Genomic DNA, 21,745 nt, shown 5'->3' with positions numbered 1-21,745 from the left:
CATCCTGCGTCCAGCTCATCCTTACTGATCAGGCACGGGCTTGACGAACCGATTGGCGTGGGTGATACCGACTCGGCCCTGATTGTGTCTGCTGTCACAGCCTGTTCCCGGCTGCCGGACCACGCGCGGGACGGATACGGCTCCGCCGTACCGCACGGGCCGGCCGGATCGGGATTACGATCAAGACATGCCCCGCTACGCGGACACGGAGCGACAGTCGCTGGCCGATCTCCTCCTGGCGATCGGGCCGGACGGGCCCACGATCATCCCGGACTGGGCCGCGAAAGACCTCGCCGCCCACCTGGTGGTCCGGGAACGCCGCCCGGACGCGGCGGCCGGCCTGCTCCTCCCGCCGCTGCGGGCGCACGGGCAGCGGGTCCAGGCGGCGATGGCCGACCGGCCCTACCCGGCCCTGGTCGAGCTGGTCCGGCGTCCGCCCCGGTGGAGCCCGCTGACGCTGCCACCGATCGACGAGCTGGCGAACCTGATCGAGTACTTCGTGCACCACGAGGACGTCCGGCGGGCCCGTCCCGACTGGCAGCCCCGGAAACTTCCGGCCGGGCAGCAGGCCGCGCTCTGGAAGCGCATCCCGGCGATGGCCCGGATGTCGCTGCGCCGGTTTCCGGCCGCGCTGCTGATCCAGGCGCCCGAGCACGGCGAGACCACCGCCGGGGCCGGCGGCGAGCAGCTCCGGATGGTCGGGTCACCCGGCGAGCTGATGATGTTCCTCTTCGGCCGGCAGCGCGTCGCCCGGGTGCAACTGGTCGGTCCGACCGCGCTCACCGAGCGGTTGCGGACCGCGAAACTCGGGATCTGAACCGGGACCCGCCGTCCTGCCGATGCGCACCCTCGCCCTGGCGTGGCTGACCCGGCCACCCTTCCCGGAACGGATCAGCGCGCACGTCGGGCAGGTGGGGCCGGAGACCGCGCGGTGGGCCAGCGAACTCGGCCTGGTCGGCAGCCCCGCCGCGGCCCACCGGCTGGACCGGGCGAACGCGGCCGAACTGGCCGGCCGGACCTGCCCGGATGCCCGTCCCGAGCAGCTCCGGCTGCTCGCCGACCTGTTCAGCTGGCTCTTCACCTTCGACGACCGCTGCGACGACGACGGCCTGGGCGACGACCCGGCCCGGCTCGCTCCCGTCGTCGGGCAGCTACTCGACGTCCTCGACCTGCGCGGCGGGCCGGCCCCGCCGGGCTCGACCGCCGCCGCCGGCCCGACCGCCGCCGGCCTGCACGACCTCTGCCGACGGGTACGCGCGCACGGCCCGCCCCGGCTGCTGCTCCGGTTCGCCGCCCAGATGCGGGACTACCTGCTGGCGCTGCTCTGGGAGGCGGCCAACCGGGAACGGGACCGGGTACCGGCGGTGGCCGAGTACCTCCAGATGCGCCGGCACACCGGTGCGGTACGCCCCAGCTTCACCCTGACCGACCTGGCGTACGGCGGACTGGCCGAGGTCATCTGTCGGGCCGACCTGGAGGCGTCCCACCTGGACGACCTCGCCGCCGACCTGGTCTGCTGGTGCAACGACGTCTTCTCGTACGCCAAGGAACGCCGGCAGGGCCGGGACGGGCACAACCTGATCGTCGTACTGGCCCGCGAGGCGGGGCGGGAGGAGCAGGCCGGACTCCTCGACGCGGCCCGCCGGTTCAACGCCGGGCTGCGGGCGTACCTGAGGTTGGAGTCTGCGCTGCTGGCCGGCGGCGACCCCGACACCCTCCGGTTCGTCACCGCCCGCCGGGCCTGGATCCGGGGCAGTTTCGACTGGTCCCTCGGCGCGGGCCGCTACCACTGAGCCGACCCGCCGGGACCGGCGCCGGCACCCCTGACCGGTGTGTGGCGGCCGGGTCAGTCGTCGCCGCCGTGCGCCTTCCAGGTCGGCACCGGCCGGCCGCCGACGCACTCGACCTCGACCTCGATCCGCCCGCCCGAGCCGTGGAAGGTCACCTCGGCGTCGTCGTCCGGACCGCGCTCGACCTCGCCGACCCGGTAACCCTGGGCCGGCGTCCAGGCGCTCAGCCAGACCCGCCGGCCGGCGCACTCGGCCAGCACCGTACCTCCGGGGGTGGAGACCAGCCGGCGCGAGTCGTCGGCACCGCCCGGCGGGGTGGCGGAGGTGGTCGGCACCGGGCTGGCGGTGCCGCCGGAGGGCGCCGCGCCCGGAGCGGCCGGCGGCGGGGTGGCGGCCAGCGCCCGGGCCACCTCGTCCGGGCTGCGCACCTCACCCGCCGGCCCGGTCAGCCCGGCCCCGATCACCTGTACGGCGGCCAGCCCGGTCCCGGTCGCGACCAGTGCGGCGAGCAGCCAGCCGGCCACGGCGAGCAGGGTACGTCGACGCATCCTCCGATGATGCCCGCCGACCCGTTAAGGCGGGTGCCGACGGACCCTAAGGAACCGTTAACGACGCACGCCCCGGCCCATCCCGGCCCGCTACTGGTCGACCTCGGCGAAGAACCGGCGCAGGGCGTCGGCGACCAGTGCCGGCGCCGTGGCGGTCACGAAGTGCGACTGCCCGGCCCAGACCACCCGGCGCAGTCGCGGGATCGCCGCCGCGAGCGCGTCCATCGCGCTGGGCATCGGCTCCCAGGTGTCGGCGCCCTGCATCAGCAGGGTCGGCAGGCCGACCGACGACCAGCGGGCGACGTCCGTGCTGTCGGTCGCGAGCGCTTCGAGGTCGTGCAGCCAGCCGACCGCCGACCGGCGGGCCTCGGCCGGGTCGGGCCTGCGGTCACCGGCCGCCGCCGCGAACGCCCGGACGACCTCCGCCGGGACCCGGGTCACCTCGTTCAAGACCGCCGCCATCGCCACGGCGTCGTCCTGGTCGAAGGCGGCACGGTACCGGTCGAGCAGCGGCACCAGCTCCGCCCCCGCCGCGAAGAGCGGTGGCTCGAAGAGCGCGAGCGAGCATAGCCGGGCCGGCTCGGCCGAGGCGGTGTGCAGGGCCAGGGTCGCCCCGTAGGAGGCGCCGACCAGATGGACCCGCCGGCCCGACGACGCGTACGCCGCCTCGGCCACCGCGACCAGGTCGGCGGCCTCGTCCTTGAAGGACTTGACCGTCGGTGGTACGTCGCTGGGGCCGTAACCGCGCCGGGCCGGCAGCCACAGCTCGTGGTCGTCGGCGAGCAGCTCGGCGACGCCGGCCCAGGAGTGCAGCCCGCCTCCCGAGCCGTGCACCAGGATCACCGGGTCGCCGGAACCCGTCCGGCGGACCGCCAGTCGGGTGCCGTCCGTTGACTCGACCTCCAGGTCGTGGCTGTCACGACTCGGCATTTCCACTCTCCTCCGTTCCGGTGGGCCAGTTGCACAGCGTCGCGTGGACCGCGTCGAGGATGTTGCTCCAGGACGCGTCGACGTCGCGGGGATGGCCGAACCCGTCGGCGCTCTCCAGCGTCGCGAAGCCGTGCAGGGTGCTGCGTACGAAACGCAGGGCGTCGGTCAGCCTCGGTTCGGCCAGCCCGTACCCGCGCAGCATCGCGTAACTCATCTCGATCATGCGCAGGTGTCCCGCCGAGTTCGTGCCGACTTCGGCCGGCAACGGCAGTTGGGTCGCGGCGTACTGCCCGGGGTGGGCCACCGCGAACGCCCGGTAGGCGTCGGCGAAGCCGAGCAGTGCCTCCCGGCCGCCCCGTCCGGCCACGGCGAGGCCGAGCCGGTCGGCGAAGGTGGCCGCCGCCCGGACCGCGACCTGCTCGATCAGGGCGTCCCGGCCGCGCACGTGTGCGTAGAGCGCGGCGTCCGAGACCCCGAAGTGCCGGGCGACCGCCGCCACGGTCAACCGGGAGAGTCCCATCTCGTCCGCCAGCTCGGCGGCGGCGTCCGAGACCCGCTCACTCGTCAGACCCTGGCGTGGCATACCGACCTTTCAGCCTCTAAGCAGAAACTTAATGACCCTAAGATAGTAGCTGGTTCGTCGGCCCTGCCGGCCGGTGGGGGCGAGTCAGGACCCGGGCCGCCCGCCAACCGGGTGCCGATGGGCATTTCCGGGTTACCGTGCCGGGTGTGGCGCGCCTACTGCTGATCGAGGACGACCCGGCCATCCGTACCCCGCTGCTGCACGCCCTGCGCGACCGGGGACACGCGGTGGCCGCCGTGCAGTCCGCGATGACCGGGCTGCAACGGGTCCTCGACGACCGGCCCGACCTCGTCGTACTCGACCTCGGCCTGCCCGACCTGGACGGGCTGGAGCTGCTCCGGATGCTCCGGGCGGTGAACAGCACCCCGGTGATCATCGCCACCGCCCGGGACGAGGAGGTCGAGATCATCCGGGGGCTGGACGCCGGCGCCGACGACTACGTGGTGAAGCCGTTCACCGCCGCCCAGCTCGACGCGCGGATCCGGGCGGTACTGCGCCGCGGCGCCGGCCCGGCCGACGGTCCGGCGTTACTGGCCGTCGGCGAGCTGCGGGTCGATCCGGCGGCCCGGCAGGCGACCCTGGCCGGGACACCGCTCGAACTGACCCCCCGGGAGTTCGACCTGCTGCACTATCTGGCCGCCCGGGCCGGTCGGGTGGTGAGCAAGCGGGAACTGCTGACCGAGGTGTGGCAGCTTCCCTACGGCGGCGCGGACAAGACGGTGGACGTACACCTGTCGTGGCTGCGTCGCAAGCTCGGCGAGACGGCGCAACAGCCCCGCTACCTGCACACGGTGCGCGGGGTGGGGGTCCGGCTCGACGTACCCGGGACCCGGCCGTGAGGCGCCGGCTCACCCTGCTGGTCGCGGCCACCACCGGCCTGGTGCTGCTGGCCTTCCTGGTTCCGCTCGCGATGCTGCTGCGCGGCGTCGCCGCGGACCGGGCGGTGGTGGCCGCCACCGCCGACGTACAGGCCCTGGTCCCGCTGGTCGGCACGACCGGCGAGGACGGGCTGCGGCTCGCCGCCGAGCAGGTCGGGGCCGCGGCCGACCGGCCGGTCACGGTCTTCCTGCCCGACGGCGCGGTCCTCGGCGACGGCGCGCCCCGGACGGACGGCGTCGAGCTGGCCGCCCGGGGCGAGAGCCTCACCGTCGCGGGCGAGGAGGGCCGGGAGATCCTGGTCGCGGTGCAGGGCCGCCCGGACGGTACGGCGGTGATCCGCACCTTCGTCCCGGACGAGGAGCTGACCCACGGCGTCTACCGCTCCTGGCTGGTGCTGGCCGGGCTCGGGGTGGCGCTGCTGCTGCTCGGCCTCGCCGTCGCCGACCGGCTGGCCCGGTCGCTGACCGCCCCGATCGCCGAACTGTCGGCGGTCTCGCACCGGCTGGCCGGGGCGGAGCTGACCGCCCGGGCCACCCCCTCCGGTCCGGCGGAGCTGCGCGCGGTGGCCGGCGCGCTCAACCATCTCGCCACCCGGATCCAGGAGTTGCTGCGGGACGAACGCGAGCAGCTCGCCGACCTGTCGCACCGGCTCCGTACCCCGTTGACGTCGCTGCGGCTGGAGTCGGAGTCGCTGGCCGACCCCCGGGAGGCGGCCCGGATCACCGAGCGGGTGGACGCGGTGGAGCGGGCGGTGACCGGGCTGATCCGGCAGGCCCGGCGGCGGGGCACCGACACCGGTACCGAGCCGGTCTGCGACGCCACGGCGGTGGTCCGGGACCGGGTCGCGTTCTGGACCGTACTGGCCGAGGACACCGGGCGGGACGTCGGACTCGACCTGGCCGACCGGCCGCTACCGGTACGGCTGCCCGCCGACGAGCTGGCGGCGGTGCTGGACGCCCTGCTCGGCAACGTCTTCGCGCACACCCCGGACGGCACCGGTTTCACCGTCGCGCTGGCGCCCCGCCCCGCCGGAGGTGCGCTGCTGACCGTCGCCGACAGCGGCCCCGGGCTGCCGCCGGCCCTGGTCGGACCCGCCCCCGCCGGGTTGGTGGAGCGCGGGGCGAGCGCCGCCGGCTCGACCGGGCTGGGCCTGGACATCGCCCGCCGGGCGGCCCGGGCCAGCGGCGGCCGGTTCGAGCTGTCGGATGCCGACGGCGGCGGGGCGCGGGTCGCCGTCACCCTCGGACCACCGCTGGCCAGCCGGGGTACGCCGTCCGGAGTGGCCCCGAACTGAACCGCCCGGTCCGGTTCACCCTCCCTGCCGCCGCTGCACGCTCTTTACCTTTGTTTAGCGTTCGGACAGCGCGCCGCTATCCCGCCCCGCGCGAACCTCGGTGCCGAGAACCCCGGAACCGGGTGTTCGCGACGATGGAGGAGACAGCGATGCGGCGAAAGACTCTGGTCCTGAGCGTCGGTGGCGTGCTGGCGGCAGCCGCCGTCGTCGGCACCGCGATCGGGGCCAGCGCGGCGGAGGGCGAGCGGCAGGGGTTCGGCGCCGTCGCCACCACCGCGCCCGCTGCGCCGACGCCCGGTGCCGACCCGACGGGTACGCCCGGCGCCGGACCGACCGGTGGTCCGACGGGTACGCCGAGCGGCACGCCGTCGGGTGCACCGACCGGCTCCCCCGCACCGACCGGCACGGCGCCGGCCGGAGCGGTCGACTCGGCGCGGGCCGTCGAGATCGCCCTGGCCAGCGCCGGTGGCGGCCAGCTCGACGAGGTCGAGCGGGAGCAGGAGCATGGGCGCGAGGTGTGGAGCGTCGAGCTGGTCAAGGACGGCCGTGAGGTCGAGGTGGACGTGGACGCGACCACCGGCGAGATCGTCAAGACCGAGCAGGACGACGAGGACGACGAGGACGACGACCGCGACGAGGACGACGACGACCGCGACGACGACTGAGCCGGTCGGTGGGCGGGGTGACCGTCGGCGGTCCCCGGGAGGGTCAGCCGGCCGGCGGCACCGCGCCGGCCCCGCCGGAGGTCGCGTCGATCAGTGTCCGGCGCCCGCCGGCCGCCCCGGCCGCCCCGGCCGGCGGGCCGGCGACGCAGGGGCCCCGGTGTCCCTCCCGCTCGCCACAGCGACCGCTGCCGAAGAGCAGCCGATCGCAGAAGACCCGGTACCGCTCGTGCTGCGCGTCCTCGGCCGAGACCGTGACCTCGCCGGCATCGAGTTCCGGCAGGAACGCCAGCGACTCGGCCAGCCTCGCCGCCAGTTCGGTGGCGGCGTGCAGGGTGTGTACGGCAACCGGAAGGTGGATGACGTGGCCCGGGACCGCGTCGCCGCGACCGGGACTTCCCATGACCGGTCCTGCATGACCCATGGTTGATGACCCTCACCCAGTGGTTGATGACCTCCGCGCCTGGCCCGGCGGCGCTCTCTGTCCCGCCGGCCTGGGCCGAACGCCTCGATAGCTTGCCAGACGTACCCGGAAATTTCGGGTTTGCCACTCGGACCCGATCCGGCGTACCGGGCCGGAACCGCCAGGTGGGGGCGGTCGACCTGGTCCGATCGGCACGGGCGGCCCGACCGATCGGGACTAGCCGTGGCGCCTGGGGAGCCAATACCGTACGGTAACCGCGATTTAACGTGATCACCGTCACGCGACGATATCCCGGAGGCACCCCCCGCCATGTCACTCGACGTCCCCTACCGGTCCATCCCCGACATGTTCCTGAAGCGTGTCTCGGCCACCCCCGACCGGGACGCTTTCGCCCACCCCGCCCCGGACGACTCCGGCCCGGTCTGGTTGAGCTGGGCGCAGGTCGGCCAGCGCGCGAAGGCGATCGCGGCCGGACTGCGCGGCCTCGGCGTCGGTTCCGAGGACCGGGTGGCGATCCTGGCCAACACCCGGCTCGACTGGGTCCTCGCCGATCTCGGCATCATGTGCGCGGGCGGCGCGACCACCACGGTCTACCCGACCACCGAGCCGGAGGACACCGCCTACATCCTGGCCGACTCCGGCTCCAAGGTGCTGATCGCCGAGAACGCCGAGCAGGCAGCCAAGATCGCCGGGGTGGAGCTGCCGGCGCTGACCCACGTGGTACTGATCGACGGGCCGGCCGACCCGGGCGCCACCCCGCCGCAGCTCACCCTCGCCGACCTGGAGGTGCAGGGCGCGCTGGCCCTGGAGCGCGACCCGGAACTGATCGACCGGGTGGTCGCCGGGATCGACCAGGACGACCTGGCCACGTTGATCTACACCTCCGGCACCACCGGCCGACCCAAGGGCGTCGAGCTGCTGCACGCCGGCTGGTGCTGGGAGGGTGTGGCACAGGCACAGCTCGGGTTGATCAAGGCGGAGGACCTGCAATACCTCTGGCTGCCGCTGTCGCACTCGTTCGGCAAGACGCTGATCTGCGGTGTGATCCACGTCGGCATGCCCACCTACGTCGACGGCCGGTTGGACCGGCTGGTCGAGCTGCTCGGGGTGGTCCGGCCGACGCTGATGTGCGGCGCGCCCCGGATCTTCGAGAAGGTCTACAACCGGGCGGTCACCACCGCGCAGACGGCGGGCGGCGCGAAGGCGAAGATCTTCGCCTGGGCGGTCCGTACCGGCAAGCACAAGGTGGCGCTGGAGCAGGCCGGCCAGCCCGTCTCGGCCGGGCTGCGGCTGCGTTACGGGCTCGCCGAGAAGCTGGTCTTCAGCAAGCTCCAGGCCCGGCTGGGCGGCCGGATCCGGGTACTCGTCTCCGGCGCCGCGCCGCTGAGCCAGGAGATCGCGCACTTCTTCGCCGCGGCCGGCCTGCCGATCTCCGAGGGGTACGGGCTGACCGAGACCAGCGCCGGCAACTTCGTCAACCGCCCCGGCGCCCTCAAGATCGGTACGGTCGGCAAGGCCATGGGCGACCTGGAGTGCCGGATCGACTCCGACGGCGAGATCCTGCTCCGGGGCATGCCGGTGATGCGCGGCTACCACAACCTGCCCGACGAGACCGCCGAGGCGTTCACCTCGGACGGCTTCTTCCGGACCGGCGACATCGGCGAACTCGACGCCGACGGCTTCCTGAAGATCACCGACCGGAAGAAGGACCTGGTCAAGACGTCGGGTGGCAAGTACATCTCGCCGTCGCACATCGAGGGCATGTTCAAGGCGCTCTGCCCGTACACCTCGCAGGTGGTGGTGATCGGGCAGGCCCGCAACTACTGCACGATGCTGGTCACCCTGGACCCGGACGCGATGGGCACCTGGGCAGCCGGCGGTCCGCTCGCCGGCCGGCCGTACGCGGAGATCGTCGGCTCGGCCGAGGTGCGGGCCATGGTCGACGACTACGTCGCCGAACTGAACCAGAAGCTCAACCGCTGGGAGACGATCAAGAAAGTCACCGTGCTGACCCGCGACCTGACCGTCGAGGACGGCGAGATGACGCCGTCGATGAAGGTGAAGCGTCGCGCCGTGGAGAGCAACTTCAAGGCGGAGATCGACCAGATGTACCAGGGCACGCTCGCCCAGATCTGAGCCCGTGCCGGATCCGGTTCCTCCCCCTCGGGACCGGATCCGGCACCTCCACCGGACCGCCGTGCGACCCGCGATCGCCCGGCGGTCCGGTGCTGTCCGGAGTGTGCGGGCGGCCACTCGACGGGCGGCCACCCTCCGGCCGGGCCCGGCCGCCCGGAGCACTACCGCCGGTCCCGGCTCGACTACCGACCGACAAGGTGACATCGGGCGGCTTCACCGACCCGCCACCTGGGTAAGAGCAGGGTTCAGGCGCACGGCGGACACGAAGTCAGGCGCCCGGTCGTGACGGTACGCGCGGTGAGGGGGGTTCGGGTGATGGTGGCCACGGTGGCAGCGCACGTGGAGACCGGCGCCTTGGTGATCACCTTGGCGGGCCGGTGGAGCGTGGCTCAGGCATACACACTGCAACGGGCGCTCTCGCGCTGCGCCGCGCACCACCCGCCGTACGTGGCGGTGGACTGCACCCGGATCGCCCCGGACAAGCTGCTGCCGACCCTGCTGCCGGCGATGGTGATGCTCCGGGAGTCGTGCCGGCGCGGCATCACCGTGCTGGTCTGCGCACCGGCCTCGGCGCTGACCACGCTGCTGCGCCGCCTGCCCACCCGGCGGGTCCGGCTCTACCCCCGGCTCGGCGACGCGCTCAGCCGGATCCGGCCCTATCCCGTGTCGGCCCGCGCCCGGCAGGCCCACCGTCGGCTGCCGCCGGTGCCCCAGGCGGTGAGCGCGGCGCGCGGACTGGTCCGGGAGTGCTGCGAGCGGTGGCGGCTCTCCGACGTCGCCGAGGAGGCCCAACTCGTCGCCTCCGAACTCGTGGCGAACGCCGTCGAGCACGCCGGCACCGACATCGACCTCACGCTCTGCCACCACCGGCAGCGGCTGCGGATCGCGGTGGCGGACCGGCACCCCGGCGTACCGGCGCTGCCCCGGCGGGAGTCGGCCCCGGATCCGCGGCAGCCGCTCGCGCTGCGCGGTCGCGGGCTGGCCATGGTGACCCGGTCGGTCGCCAACTGGGGCGTACTGCCCGGCAGCGACGGCAAGATCGTCTGGGCCAGCCTGGCCGCCACTCCGACGCCCCGGCTGCGCCTGCCCAGCCTGGCCACCATCCCCCGGGCCGGCTATCAAGCCTGACCGGGCGCGCCGGCTGTCCGGGTCGGACCGGGCGCGGCGGCCGGTTCAGCGCAGCTCGCCGGTGCCGTGGAGGTGGTCGAAGATGACCTGGTCGACCGGGGAGACCCGGTGCCGGTCGGCATACCCCAGCCAGACGATCTCGGCGATCTCGTTGGCGGGGCGCAGCACCCCCCGGTACTCGGCCGCGTAGCAGGTCATCCGGACGACCGTCCCGGCCGGATGTCCGTGCGCCGGCGCCGTGAAGACGCCGGCCGGTTCGGCGGTACCGGCGACGACGGCGACGCTGAGTTCCTCCCCGATCTCGCGTACCAGGGTTTCGAGGTCCGTCTCGCCGGGCTCCCGTTTGCCGCCCGGCAGGTAGTAGACGTCCTTGCCGTGCGAGCGGGAGCTGAGGATCCGCCCCTCTTCCAGGCGGATCCAGGCGATCTTGTCGATCATCGTCACCGGGCCGATGATCGCAGGAGGGCCGCCCGGACGCCCCGGCGGGGCCGGCTCAGGCGATCACCACCGGCTCCCGCCAGAGCGGGCGCTCGGCCCGGTCGATGTCGTACCGGACGGCCGCGATCCGGCGTACCGCCTCGGTCAGCTCGGCGGCGGGCAGCGTGAACGGCAGCCGGAGGAAGCGTTCCAGGGTGCCGTCGAGGCCGAACCTCGGCCCGGGCGCGAGCCGTACTCCCGCCTCCTCGGCGGCTCGGGCGAGCGCGCTGGCGATCGGGCCGTCCAGCTCGGCCCAGAGCGTCACCCCGCCCGCCGGGGTCCGCACCCGCCAGTTCGGCAGCTCGGTCCGCAGCGCCGCGAGCAGGGCGTCCCGCTGGGCGGCCAGCTGCGCGCGGCGAGCGCCGACGATCGTCTCGGCGGCGGCGAGCAGCCGAACCGCGACCAGTTGGTCCAGCACCGGGCCGGCCATGTCCACCCCGACCCGGGCCGCCGCGAGGCGCTGCACCTGGGGTGCCGAGGCGCGGATCCAGCCGATCCGCAGGCCACCCCAGTACGGCTTGCTCATCCCGCCGATGGTGACGACCCGGGAGTGCCGGTCGAAGGCGGCCGTCGGCGGGGGCACCTCGGTGCCGTCCAGCGCGAGGTCCACGAAGGACTCGTCGACCACCAGGTCGGTGCCGCTGGCGTGCGCGGTCGCCACCACCCGCTCGCGCAGCTCGGCCGGCATCAGGTGACCGGTGGGATTCTGGAACTCGGGGATCAGGTAGGCCAGCCGGGGGCGGGTCTGCCGGAGGCTGCCCAGCAGCAGGTCGGCGTCCCAGCCCGTACCCTCGGTGGCCAGGCCGTGGGTGGCGATCCGGGCCCGGCGCGCGGCGAGCGCGGCGAGCGCGTTGGGATAGGTCGGCGACTCCACGAGTACGCTGCCGCCGGTCGGCAGCGCGAGCCGGAGCACCAGGTCCAGGGCGTGCTGCACCCCGTTGGTCACCATGATCTGCTCCGGGCTGGTGGCCAGGCCCCGCTCGGTGTATCCCCGGGCCACCGCCGTGCGCAGCTCGACGATCCCGGTCGGGTGGTAGCCGGCGCCGCCGAGATAGCGGGGCAGGTCCTCGGCGGCGGCCCGGGCGGCCGAGGCGAGTTCCGCCGGGGCGGCCAGCGCGGCGCAGCCGAGGTCGATCATGTCCAGGTCGTCCTGCGGGGTCCAGAGTCCCGAACTGGCCACCCGGTGCCCACCCGGCAGGGTGGTCCAACTGCCGGCCCCTCGGCGGCTGTTCAGGTGCCCGCTCTCCCGCAGCTCCCGGTATGCGGCGGTGACGGTGGTCCGGCTGACCCGCAGGGCCTCGGCCAGTTCCCGCTCGGCCGGCAGCCGTACGCCCAGCGGCAGCCGGCCGTCCGCGAGCAGCCCGCGCACCGCGCCGGCCAGGGCGACGTAGTCGGGGCTGCGCCGGCGTCCCGGAAGTGCGTGCCACTGCCCGAGCATCCGGCCGAGCTGTGCCCCTCGCACGAGGCTGGTCATAGCCACTTCACCTCGATTGGCCCTTCATGACCGCTGGATTGGCCCTCAGAGTGGCATGCATGGCAAAAATTGGCAACCGTGGCGACCGGCTCGCCCGGCGTCTCGGACAGCTCTACGTCGGCCTGACGCTCTACGGCGTCAGCATGGCGCTGATGGTCGAGGCGTCCCTCGGGCTCGACCCCTGGGACGTCTTCCACCAGGGGCTCTCCCGGCTCACCGGGGCGTCGATCGGCACCGTGACCATCGCGGTCGGCGCCCTGGTGCTGTTGCTGTGGATCCCGCTGCGGCAGCGCCCCGGCCTCGGCACGGTGAGCAACGTCGTCGTCATCGGGCTCGCCGTCGACCTCGCACTGGCCCTGCTGCCCACCGTCGAGGCACTGCCCACCCGGATCGGCTTCCTGGTCGCCGGCATCCTGCTCAACGGCATGGCGACCGGGCTCTACATCGGCGCCCGGCTGGGCCCCGGACCGCGCGACGGCCTGATGACCGGGTACGTCGCCCGCCGGCCGCACCGGTCGCTCCGGCTGGTCCGTACGGTCATCGAGCTGGCCGTACTGGCGATCGGGTTCGCCCTCGGCGGCCAGGTCGGGATCGGCACGGTCGCGTACGCCCTGGCCATCGGCCCGCTGGTGCACGCCTTCATCCCGATGTTCACGGTGCCGCCGGCACAGCCCGGCCCCGTCCCGCAGCCCGCAGCCGTTCCGCACCCCGGCGCCGCTGCGCCGGAGCCCGGCGGTGCGGCCGAAAAAGATCGTCGATCTGGTTCGGATCGTCCCACGTGGAGCGCGGGTGTCCATGGTTCGACGGAATGAACCGGTGCACAACGGTTCCGTCGGATGGCGCGGCACGGCATCATTTCCCCCATGGGGGATGAGGGATGGCGTTGGTCCGACGCATGGATCTTCGTATCGCTGATCATCGCTGGCGGTGCCGGTCGGCACCGGCGGTCGAGCAGCACCCGCCGGCCGGAGGGCGTCCGGCTCGCTGACGTGCTCTCCACCGCCGACCATCTCAACCGGGCCCTCCCGGCCCGGCACGAGATCGAGGCCGCGGTGCGCCGCCTGGTGGGCGCCGGCCTGATCACCGTCTCCGACGGCTGGTTCCGGGTCACCTCCGCCGGTGAGCACCTGTGGCGTACCCGGCCGCACGGCGGGCTCGCCACCACTGTCGAAACGGTGCACGGGGTGCTGACCCGCCGGCACTCCCCGGGCAGCCACGACTGGGAACTCGCCGAGGACGAGCACGCCGCGGCGATTCAGGAGTACGCCGCCCGGTTCACCCTGCCGATGCCGCGCCGCTCACCGGAGAACGGCGGATAGTCCACCGGGACCGACCGGCCGGCAGCGCTCCGGCGGTCAGCGGCGGCAGGTCAGCGGCGACGGGCCAGGGGCGACGGGGTCAGCGGACCGGATGTCCGGCGCCGCGCAGCGCATCCTTGACCTCGCCGACGCTCAGCTCACCGAAGTGGAAGACGCTGGCCGCCAGGACCGCGTCCGCGCCGGCCGCCACCGCCGGGGGGAAGTGGGCAACCGCGCCGGCCCCGCCGCTGGCCACCACCGGTACGTCCACCACCCGCCGCACCGCGCCGATCAGCTCCAGGTCGAATCCCGCCTTGGTGCCGTCGGCGTCCATCGAGTTGAGCAGGATCTCCCCGGCGCCCAACTCGGCGGCCCGGGCGGCCCAGCCGACCGCGTCGATCCCGGTGCCACGCCGGCCGCCGTGGGTGGTCACCTCGAACCCGCTCTCGGTACGGGTGCCGGCCGGGGTACGCCGCACGTCCAGCGAGAGCACCAGCACCTGCCGCCCGAACCGCTCGGCGATCTCGGCGATCAACTCCGGCCGGGCGATCGCGGCGGTGTTCACCCCCACCTTGTCCGCACCGGCCCGGAGCAGTACGTCGACGTCGGCGACCCGGCGTACGCCGCCGCCGACGGTGAGCGGGATGAAGACCGTCTCGGCGGTCCGGCGTACCACGTCGAGCATGGTGCCCCGGTCGTCGGAGGAGGCGGTGACGTCGAGGAAGGTCAACTCGTCGGCACCGGCCTCGTCGTACGCCGACGCCAGCTCGACCGGGTCGCCCGCGTCCCGCAGGTCGACGAAGTTGACCCCCTTGACGACCCGCCCCGCGTCCACGTCGAGACAGGGGATCACCCGTACCGCCACCGTCATGGGCCCGAGCCTAGCCGCTGGCGGCGCCGGCCACCGTCGCCGGTGACCGCACGCCGGCCGCCGCCGCGTCACGCCGCCCGCAGCACCGCGAGGGCCTCGGCGACGGTGAACGCACCGGCGTAGAGCGCCTTGCCGGCGATCACGCCCTCCACCCCGATCGGTTCCAGCGTGGCGAGCGCCCGCAGGTCGTCCAGGGTCGAGACCCCGCCGGAGGCGATCACCGGGGCGTCGGTACGGGCGCAGACCTCGCGCAGCAGGTCGAGGTTGGGGCCGCGCATCATGCCGTCCTTGGTGATGTCGGTCACCACGTAACGCGCCGCGCCCGCCTTGTCCAGCCGCTCCAGCACCTCGAACAGGTCGCCGCCGTCCCGGGTCCAGCCCCGGGCCGAGAGGGTACGGCCGCGCACGTCCAGCCCGATCGCCACCCGGTCGCCGTACTCGCCGACCACCCGGTCGCACCACTGCGGGTCCTCCAGGGCGGCGGTACCGATGTTGACCCGGGCCGCCCCGGTGCCGAGCGCCGCCCGCAGCGACCCGTCGTCCCGGATCCCGCCGGAGAGTTCGACCTTGACGTCGAGCCGGCCGACCACCTCGGCCAGAAGTTCGGCGTTCGAACCCCGGCCGAACGCGGCGTCGAGGTCGACCAGGTGGATCCAGTCGGCGCCGTCACGCTGCCAGGCCAGGGCCGCCTCCAGCGGCTCGCCATAGCTGGTCTCACTGCCGGCGGCGCCCTGGACCAGGCGGACAGCCTGGCCGTTCGCGACGTCGACGGCGGGAAGCAGGGTCAGGCTCAACGTGTTCTCCTCGATTGGCGGAACGACGGCGGTGGCTCAGGTCCGGCGGCCCAGCGCGATCACCACGACCGCCGGCAGTACGAGCAGCAGCAGCGCGATCAGGGCGAGCCGCAGGGCCAGGTCGTCGACGAGCAGCCAGATGACGATCACCGCCGCCACCGAGAGTGCGACCACTCCGGCCCGCTCGCCCCGGCTGCGTCGCGCGAACAGCCGCCCGGTACGCCGGTCCGGCAGTCGTGGGGCGAGCCGGCGCAGCAGGGTACGGCGGCGCTGCCGGCGGGCGATCCGGCGGGCCCGGGCGGCACGTTCCCGTTCCGCCTCGGCGAGCCGGACCGCGCGGCGGCGGGCCCGTTCCTTGCTCACCGGGCGACACCCGCCCCGGCGCGGCACTCCGGGGCGGCCCCGGCCCGGGGCGCGGTCACAGCGTGGCCAGCCAGTTGCGCAGCAGGATCCGGCCGGCCTCGGCGGACTTCTCCGGATGGAACTGGGCGGCCGACAGCGGGCCGCGCTCCACCGCCGCCACGAACCGTCCACCGTGCTCGGCGGTGGTCGGCAGCGCACCGGCGGCGGCCAGCCCGGCCGCGTCGGTCGGGGCGTAGGAGTGCACGAAGTAGAAGCGGGCGTCGGCCGGCAGGCCGGCGAAGAGCCGGGACTGCGGCGGTGCCGCCACGGTGTTCCAGCCCATGTGCGGCACCCGTCGGGCGGCCAGCCCGGTCACCCCGCCGGGCAGCAGCCCGAGCCCCTTGGTGACGAGGCCGTGCTCCTCGCCGTACTCGAAGAGGATCTGCATGCCGACGCAGATGCCCAGCACCGGGCGGCCCGCCGCGACCCGTTCGGCGATCACCGGACCGGCCCGCAGCGCCTCGATCCCGGCCATGCAGGCCGCGTAGGCGCCGACCCCGGGCACCACCAGGCCGTCGGCGGCGGCCGCCGCGTCCAGGTCGTCGGTGACCGTCACCTCGGCGCCGGCCCGGGCCACCGCCCGCTGCGCGGAGCGCAGGTTGCCGGAGCCGTAGTCCAGCACCACCACCCGGGGCAGCGGCGGCGCCTCGGCGGTCATCCGCCCTCTCCGGGTACGAGCCAGAGCACGCCACCGGCGGTGGCGAGCAGGGCGAGCAGGCCCACGATCCAGAGCACCCGCTGCGGTGCGCCCTGGCGGTGCAGCGACCAGGCGCCACCGATCAGCACGCCACCCAGCGCGAAGAGCGCCACCGGCAGGACGCTGTCCATCAGAGCAGCCCCTTGGTGCTCGGCACCGCGCCGGCCGACCGGGGGTCGATCGCCACCGCCTCGCGCAGCGCCCGGGCGACCGCCTTGAACTGCGCCTCCACCACGTGGTGCGCGTCCGGGTGCCCGCCGGGCCGGGCGGCCCGGAGCACCGAGACGTGCAGGGTGAGCCGGGCGGACTGGCCGAAGGACTCCCAGATGTGCCGGGTCATGCTGGTCGGATAGACCGGCCCGATGTACGGGGCGAGCGCCGGCTCGTCGTGCACGACGTAAGGTCGGCCGGAGAGGTCGACGGCGGCCCGGACCAGCACCTCGTCCATCGGGATGGTGGCCGAACCGTACCGCCGGATGCCGATCTTGTTGCCGAGGGCCTCGTCGAACGCGGTACCGAGCGCCAGCGAGGTGTCCTCGATGGTGTGGTGTGCGTCGATCTCCAGGTCGCCGACCGTGTGCACGGTCAGGTCGAAACCGCCGTGCCGGGCGATCTGGTGCAGCATGTGGTCGTAGAAGCCGACCCCGGTGGTGATGTCGGCCTGTCCGGAGCCGTCGAGATCCAACTCGACGAGCACCTTGGTCTCGGCCGTGGTCCGCTCGACCCGGGCGGTTCTGCTCACGGTAGGACCTTTCGCTGTCCGGGGCGGCCGACCGGTTGTCCGGGTCGGCCGACCTGCTGTTCGGTAACGCATCACGCCGTCCCCGAGCCGGTCGGCGCTGGGCCGGTGGGCGCCGGTGCCGCACCCGAGCCGTCCGGACCCGCGTCGGAGCCGGTCGGATCGGAGCCGGTCGGATCGGAGCCGGTCGGATCGGAGCCGGTCGGATCGGAGCCGGTCGGCACCGATTCTAGGGCGCGGAAGAAGGCGTCGGTCTCCTGCGGCGTGCCGGCGGTGACCCGCAGCCAACCGGGCAGCCCGACGTCGCGGACCAGTACCCCGTGGTCGAGCAGCGCCCGCCAGGCGACCCGCTGGTCGCCGCCGACGGAGAAGAGCACGAAGTTGGCGTCGCTGTCGGCGACCGGCCGGCCGGTCGCGCGCAGGCCGGCCACGATCCGGTCCCGCTGCTCCTTGATCGCCTCGACGGTGCCGAGCAGCCGGTCGCGGTGGGCCAGGGCCGCCCGGGCGGCGGCCTGGGTGAGCGCCGAGAGGTGGTAGGGCAGCCGGACGAGCTGCACCGCGTCCACCACCGCCGGGTCGGCGGCGAGGTAGCCGAGCCGGCCACCTGCGAAGCCGAAGGCCTTGCTCATCGTCCGGGTCACCACCAGCCGGGGGTGGCCGGGCAGCAGGGCCAGCGCGGTCGGGGTGCCGGGGCGGGCGAACTCGGCGTACGCCTCGTCCACCACCACCATCCCGGGCGCCTCGGCCAGCACCGCGTCCAGCACCGCCGGGTCCAGGGCGGTGCCGGTCGGGTTGTTCGGCGAGCAGAGGAAGACCAGATCGGGCCGGTGCTCGCGGACCTGCGCGACGGCGTCGGCGGCGGTCAGCCCGAAGTCCGGACCCCGCTCGCCGTCCCGCCACGTCGTGCCGGTGCCGGTGGCGAGCAACGGGTGCATCGAGTACGCCGGGGTGAAGCCGAGCGCCGTCCGCCCCGGCCCGCCGAAGACCTGGAGCAGTTGCTGCTGTACCTCGTTGGAGCCGTTCGCCGCCCAGACGTTGGCGGTGCCGAGCCCGTGCCCGAGATAGTCGGCGAGGTCGGCCCGGAGCGCCACCGCGTCCCGGTCGGGATAGCGGTTCAGGTCCCGCAGCTCCGCCGCGACCGCCTTGCCGATCGCCTCCACCACCGGCTCCGGCAGCGGGTACGAGTTCTCGTTGGTGTTCAGCCGCACCGGCACGTCGAGCTGCGGCGCACCGTACGGGCTGCGCCCGCGCAGGTCGTCCCGGATCGGCAGGTCGGCAAGCGAGGTCACGTCGCCACCCCGTCGGTGCGCTCGGGGAACCGGACCCGCACCGCCTGGCCGTGCGCGGGCAGGTCTTCCACGCCCGCCAGCGTCACCACGTGCCGGGCGGTGTCCCGCAGCGCCGCCTCGTCGTATTCCACGACGTGGATGCCGCGCAGGAAGGACTGCACCGACAGTCCCGAGGAGTGCCGGGCGCAGCCGCCGGTCGGCAGCACGTGGTTGGAGCCGGCGCAGTAGTCGCCGAGCGAGACCGGCGCGTACGGGCCGACGAAGATCGCCCCGGCGTTGCGTACCCGCATCGCCCAGGCGCGGGCGTCCCGGGTCTGGATCTCCAGGTGCTCGGCGGCGTAGAGGTCGACCACCCGCAGCCCCGCCTCCAGGTCGTCGACCAGCACCGCACCGCTCTGCGGTCCGCCGAGCGCGGTGCCGATCCGGTCGGCGTGCTTGGCCTCGGGCACCTGCCGGCGCAGCTCCCGGTCGACCGCCTCGACCAGCTCCACCGAGGGTGTGACCAGCACGCTCGCGGCCAGCGGGTCGTGCTCGGCCTGGCTGATCAGGTCGGCCGCCACGTGCACCGGGTCGGCCGTCTCGTCGGCGAGTACGGCGATCTCGGTCGGACCGGCCTCGGCGTCGATCCCGACCACGCCCCGGAGCAGCCGCTTGGCGGCGGTGACCCAGATGTTGCCCGGTCCGGTGATCATGTCGACCGGCTCGCACCGGGTCTGCCCGTCGGCGTCCGTGGCCGCCCCGTACGCCAGCATGGCGACCGCCTGGGCGCCGCCGACCCCGTAGACCTCGTCGACACCGAGCAGCGCGCACGCGGCCAGCACCCGGGCGTCGGGCAGGCCGCCGTTCTCCTGCTGCGGCGGGCTCGCCACCACCAGTGAGCGGACGCCGGCCGCCTGGGCCGGCACCACGTTCATCACCACGGTCGACGGGTACATCGCAAGGCCGCCGGGGACGTAGAGCCCGACCCGGTCGACCGGGACCCAGCGCTCGGTGACGGTGCCGCCCGGCACCACCTCGGTGGTCACGTCGGCCCGCCGCTGGTCGGCGTGCACCCGGCGGGCCCGGTCGATCGCCTCGACCAGCGCGGTCCGGACCTCCGGCTCGAGCGTCGACTCGGCCTGGGTGATCACGTCGACCGGCACCCGGAACCGGTCCAGCCGCAGGCCGTCGAGCCGATGGGTGGCGTCCTGGATCGCCGGGAAACCATGCTCGCGGACCGCCTCCACGATCGGGCGGATCTTCTCCACCGCCACGGAGACGTCGAGTTGGGCACGGGGCAGCAGGGCGCGCGGGTCGCGCCAACCGCCGCGCAGGTCGATCCGGTTCAACACCCTTGGCAGTCTATTCGGCACCCGCCGATCGGTCCGCGTCCGCCCAGCCGGCGGGACGGTGACCCGGGCCACCCGGTCGGGGACGCCGCAGACACCCGGCGCCGCGGCGGCGCCACGCCGCGTCGGGTGAGCCGGTAGCACCCGGTGCCGGACGGGCCGGTGGAGCGGGCCGACCGGCGGCAGGATCTCCCCGGGCGGGGCGGGTCGCCACCGGTGCCGAAGGGCTAGGCTCGGACGGTGGACGCGCGGCTGCCGGTGTTTCCGCTCGGGACGGTGCTCTTTCCCGGCCTGGTCCTGCCGTTGCACATTTTCGAGGCGCGCTATCTCGACCTGATGCGGCACCTGCGCGCCCTGCCGGAGGGGACGCCCCGGGAGTTCGGCGTGGTCGCCATCCGCAGCGGCGGGTCGGCGTCGGTCTCCGCCGGCCCCGAGCCGGAGTCCCGCACCGGGCCGGAGTCGCGGCCGGGCCAGCCGGAGCTGACCGACCGGCGCCCGGACGGTTCGCCGGTCACCCTGCACGACGTCGGCTGTACCGCCGAGCTGCGGCAGGTCACCGAGCTGCCGGACGGTCGGCTGGACATCGTCACCGTCGGCCGGCGGCGGTTCCGGATCGCCCGCGTCGACGCGGGCGCCACGCCGTACCTCACCGCCGAGGTGGAGTGGTTGCCCGAGCCGGCCGGGCAGGAGCAGCTCGCCGACCTGCTGGCGCCCCGGGTGCTGGCGGTCTTCCGGCGCTATCTCACGCTGGTCCGGGACGATCCGGAGGAACTCTCCGAGCAGTTGCCGGACGACCCCACGGTGCTGTCGCACCTGGTCGCCGCGACCGCCGCGCTCACCCTGACCGACCGGCAGCGGCTGCTGGCGACGCCGGACACCGCCGGCCGGCTGAGCGCCGAACTCCGGCTGCTCAATCGCGAGGCGGCTCTGCTGCGCCAGGTACGGGCGGTGCCGGTGCCGCTGACGGATCTGGCGGTACCGGCAAGTCCCAACTGACCGGCCGGGATGCCGGCCCCGCCTCGGGTCGGAACACCGGCTCGGCCTCGGGCCGGAACACCGGCTCGGCCTCGGGCCGCAGTCCGGGGTAACGGGACCAGCCGGCGAGCAGGGTGTACATCACCGCCGCGCCGAACGCCGGCACCAGCAGGTCACCGATGGCCGGGATGAACCCGAGCAGCAGGTCGTACTGCCCGCCGTACAGGTCCGGCGGCTTGCTGAACGTCGCCCCGGGCGGGGCGCCGGCCAGCAGCCGCTCGTAGCCGGTAAGGCCGATCTGCCGGCCGAGCTGCCAGGCGAGTACGGCGGCGCCGAGCATGCCGAGCACCGCCACCAGCATGCCGAGCGGGCCCCGGTGGCGGCGCAGCAGCAGCCACATCGCGATCGCGGCCAGCACCCCCAGGCCGAACCCGAGCACGCTGAACCAGCCGTCGGCGGCGATGAACTCCTCCGGCTGCGGCGCCGCCAGCAGCGCGCCGTCCGCAGTCTGCACCACCGGCACACCGGGCGACACGGCCGACCAGAGCAGGCCGAACGGAATCCCCGACAGGATCAGCGCGAGCAGCGCGCCGACGTTGGCCGCCCCGTCCCGGAGCAGCCGCCGGGCCGGCTCACCACCGGCCGGCGGCGCACCGGGCGGGTCCGTCGGCACCGGCCAACTGCCGTGTCCGGCGGCGGCCGGATCGGGCCCGGGCGGGGCCAGCGGGTCCGGTCCGACCCCGGCCGGCTGGCTCGGCGTACCCGGGTCGGCTCGGCCCGGCGCGTCCGTGACCAGCCCGCCGGACATGCCCGGGGCTGTCCCGGCCGGTGCGGCGGGCGGCGGACTCGGTGCCGCCGGAGCAGGTGCCGGCGGTACGGCGGGACCCCCGTGGTCGTCGTCGCCGAGCGGGCCGTCGGAAGGGGAGGTTGCCGGACTCACGAGATGATCCTCTCAGGCCCGGCCGCCCTCCGAGGGCCCGACCCGGAGTTGTCCACGCCCACCGCGACGACCGGGACCGGTCCGGCG

24 protein-coding genes and 1 pseudogene are annotated in these 21,745 nt (G+C 74.4%); 10 read left to right on the top strand and 15 right to left on the bottom strand.

Going from position 1 to position 21,745, the window contains the following annotated elements:
• Positions 1-187 precede the first annotated feature (187 nt).
• Both V1634_RS11130 and V1634_RS11125 read left to right on the top strand, forming a co-directional pair.
• The gene (locus V1634_RS11130; protein WP_331207685.1) at positions 188-817 is read left to right on the top strand and encodes a TIGR03085 family metal-binding protein; all 630 of its coding nucleotides are present in this window, start codon (positions 188-190) and stop codon (positions 815-817) included.
• Between the two features lie 22 nt (positions 818-839).
• Positions 840-1,793: a terpene synthase family protein gene (locus tag V1634_RS11125; protein WP_331207684.1), complete on the top strand. Its 954-nt coding sequence runs from the start codon at positions 840-842 to the stop codon at positions 1,791-1,793.
• A 53-nt stretch (positions 1,794-1,846) separates the two neighbouring features.
• On the opposite strand, the gene V1634_RS11120 is transcribed toward V1634_RS11125, so the two are convergent.
• From V1634_RS11120 to V1634_RS11110, 3 genes are all read right to left on the bottom strand, one after another.
• The gene (locus V1634_RS11120; protein ID WP_331207683.1) at positions 1,847-2,338 is read right to left on the bottom strand and encodes a septum formation initiator; all 492 of its coding nucleotides are present in this window, start codon (positions 2,336-2,338) and stop codon (positions 1,847-1,849) included.
• 90 nt (positions 2,339-2,428) lie between these two features.
• Positions 2,429-3,268 carry an alpha/beta fold hydrolase gene (locus V1634_RS11115; protein ID WP_331207682.1) on the bottom strand — a complete coding sequence of 280 codons (840 nt, stop codon included), beginning with the start codon at positions 3,266-3,268 and terminating at the stop codon, positions 2,429-2,431.
• Entirely contained in the window at positions 3,255-3,851 is a 597-nt protein-coding gene (locus tag V1634_RS11110) for a TetR/AcrR family transcriptional regulator (protein ID WP_331207681.1), read from the bottom strand. The genes V1634_RS11115 and V1634_RS11110 overlap by 14 nt, the downstream gene beginning before the upstream one ends.
• Before the next feature lie 146 nt (positions 3,852-3,997).
• Here V1634_RS11110 and V1634_RS11105 point away from each other — a divergent pair, with 146 nt between their 5' ends.
• From V1634_RS11105 to V1634_RS11095, 3 genes are all read left to right on the top strand, one after another.
• Complete coding sequence (locus V1634_RS11105) at positions 3,998-4,690, top strand: response regulator transcription factor (protein WP_331207680.1); 693 nt, start codon at positions 3,998-4,000, stop codon at positions 4,688-4,690.
• Entirely contained in the window at positions 4,687-6,024 is a 1,338-nt protein-coding gene (locus tag V1634_RS11100; RefSeq protein ID WP_331207679.1) for a sensor histidine kinase, read from the top strand. The genes V1634_RS11105 and V1634_RS11100 overlap by 4 nt, the downstream gene beginning before the upstream one ends.
• Positions 6,025-6,173: 149 nt before the next feature.
• The gene (locus V1634_RS11095; protein WP_331207678.1) at positions 6,174-6,689 is read left to right on the top strand and encodes a PepSY domain-containing protein; all 516 of its coding nucleotides are present in this window, start codon (positions 6,174-6,176) and stop codon (positions 6,687-6,689) included.
• 43 nt (positions 6,690-6,732) lie between these two features.
• Here the strand turns inward: V1634_RS11095 and V1634_RS11090 are convergent, their stop codons facing one another.
• Entirely contained in the window at positions 6,733-7,089 is a 357-nt protein-coding gene (locus tag V1634_RS11090; RefSeq protein ID WP_331207677.1) for a hypothetical protein, read from the bottom strand.
• A gap of 330 nt (positions 7,090-7,419) precedes the next feature.
• Here V1634_RS11090 and V1634_RS11085 point away from each other — a divergent pair, with 330 nt between their 5' ends.
• Entirely contained in the window at positions 7,420-9,246 is a 1,827-nt protein-coding gene (locus V1634_RS11085; RefSeq protein WP_331207676.1) for an AMP-dependent synthetase/ligase, read from the top strand.
• A gap of 327 nt (positions 9,247-9,573) precedes the next feature.
• Positions 9,574-10,374 (top strand): ATP-binding protein, encoded by an 801-nt coding sequence (locus V1634_RS11080; RefSeq protein ID WP_331207675.1) that lies wholly within the window; start codon positions 9,574-9,576, stop codon positions 10,372-10,374.
• Positions 10,375-10,419: 45 nt separating this feature from the next.
• Here the strand turns inward: V1634_RS11080 and V1634_RS11075 are convergent, their stop codons facing one another.
• Positions 10,420-10,818, bottom strand: coding sequence for an NUDIX hydrolase (locus V1634_RS11075; RefSeq protein WP_331207674.1), 399 nt, complete (start codon positions 10,816-10,818; stop codon positions 10,420-10,422).
• A gap of 49 nt (positions 10,819-10,867) precedes the next feature.
• Positions 10,868-12,325: a MocR-like transcription factor YczR gene (yczR, locus tag V1634_RS11070; protein ID WP_331207673.1), complete on the bottom strand. Its 1,458-nt coding sequence runs from the start codon at positions 12,323-12,325 to the stop codon at positions 10,868-10,870.
• Positions 12,326-12,384: 59 nt separating this feature from the next.
• On the opposite strand from yczR, the gene yczE reads away from it, so the two are divergent.
• Together yczE and V1634_RS11060 are read left to right on the top strand one after the other, a co-directional pair.
• Entirely contained in the window at positions 12,385-13,137 is a 753-nt protein-coding gene (gene yczE / locus V1634_RS11065; protein WP_331207672.1) for a membrane protein YczE, read from the top strand.
• 51 nt (positions 13,138-13,188) lie between these two features.
• Positions 13,189-13,644 carry a hypothetical protein gene (locus tag V1634_RS11060; RefSeq protein WP_331207671.1) on the top strand — a complete coding sequence of 152 codons (456 nt, stop codon included), beginning with the start codon at positions 13,189-13,191 and terminating at the stop codon, positions 13,642-13,644.
• Positions 13,645-13,723: 79 nt separating this feature from the next.
• Here V1634_RS11060 and hisF read toward each other — a convergent pair whose 3' ends face one another.
• The 8 genes and pseudogenes from hisF to hisD form a co-directional block, all read right to left on the bottom strand.
• Positions 13,724-14,494 (bottom strand): imidazole glycerol phosphate synthase subunit HisF, encoded by a 771-nt coding sequence (hisF, locus tag V1634_RS11055; RefSeq protein WP_331207670.1) that lies wholly within the window; start codon positions 14,492-14,494, stop codon positions 13,724-13,726.
• A gap of 68 nt (positions 14,495-14,562) precedes the next feature.
• Entirely contained in the window at positions 14,563-15,288 is a 726-nt protein-coding gene (gene priA / locus V1634_RS11050) for a bifunctional 1-(5-phosphoribosyl)-5-((5-phosphoribosylamino)methylideneamino)imidazole-4-carboxamide isomerase/phosphoribosylanthranilate isomerase PriA (RefSeq protein WP_331207669.1), read from the bottom strand.
• 36 nt (positions 15,289-15,324) lie between these two features.
• Positions 15,325-15,651 (bottom strand): hypothetical protein, encoded by a 327-nt coding sequence (locus V1634_RS11045; RefSeq protein WP_331207668.1) that lies wholly within the window; start codon positions 15,649-15,651, stop codon positions 15,325-15,327.
• A 55-nt stretch (positions 15,652-15,706) separates the two neighbouring features.
• Positions 15,707-16,327: an imidazole glycerol phosphate synthase subunit HisH gene (gene hisH, locus V1634_RS11040; RefSeq protein WP_331207869.1), complete on the bottom strand. Its 621-nt coding sequence runs from the start codon at positions 16,325-16,327 to the stop codon at positions 15,707-15,709.
• A 17-nt stretch (positions 16,328-16,344) separates the two neighbouring features.
• Positions 16,345-16,518, bottom strand: a complete 174-nt coding sequence (locus V1634_RS11035; RefSeq protein ID WP_331207667.1) for a hypothetical protein — start codon at positions 16,516-16,518, stop codon at positions 16,345-16,347.
• Positions 16,518-17,129 carry an imidazoleglycerol-phosphate dehydratase HisB gene (hisB, locus tag V1634_RS11030; RefSeq protein WP_331207666.1) on the bottom strand — a complete coding sequence of 204 codons (612 nt, stop codon included), beginning with the start codon at positions 17,127-17,129 and terminating at the stop codon, positions 16,518-16,520. The genes V1634_RS11035 and hisB overlap by 1 nt, the downstream gene beginning before the upstream one ends.
• Positions 17,130-17,347: 218 nt before the next feature.
• Positions 17,348-18,415: pseudogene (locus tag V1634_RS11025) on the bottom strand (histidinol-phosphate transaminase); the annotation flags it as partial.
• On the bottom strand, positions 18,412-19,746 hold the full coding sequence (gene hisD / locus V1634_RS11020) for a histidinol dehydrogenase (protein ID WP_331207665.1): 1,335 nt from the start codon (positions 19,744-19,746) through the stop codon (positions 18,412-18,414). The gene hisD and the pseudogene V1634_RS11025, both read right to left, overlap by 4 nt.
• Before the next feature lie 237 nt (positions 19,747-19,983).
• Here hisD and V1634_RS11015 point away from each other — a divergent pair, with 237 nt between their 5' ends.
• Positions 19,984-20,739 carry an LON peptidase substrate-binding domain-containing protein gene (locus tag V1634_RS11015; protein WP_331207664.1) on the top strand — a complete coding sequence of 252 codons (756 nt, stop codon included), beginning with the start codon at positions 19,984-19,986 and terminating at the stop codon, positions 20,737-20,739.
• Here V1634_RS11015 and V1634_RS11010 read toward each other — a convergent pair.
• Entirely contained in the window at positions 20,654-21,514 is an 861-nt protein-coding gene (locus V1634_RS11010; RefSeq protein ID WP_407951766.1) for a DUF2567 domain-containing protein, read from the bottom strand. The two genes, V1634_RS11015 and V1634_RS11010, sit on opposite strands and share 86 nt — an antisense overlap.
• Positions 21,515-21,745: the final 231 nt, after the last annotated feature.

Origin of the sequence: Plantactinospora veratri (assembly GCF_036421995.1) — a bacterium.
GTDB lineage: Bacteria > Actinomycetota > Actinomycetes > Mycobacteriales > Micromonosporaceae > Plantactinospora > Plantactinospora veratri.
Note: the sequence above shows the minus strand (reverse complement) of the source record. Positions and strands in the feature narration are given on the sequence as shown.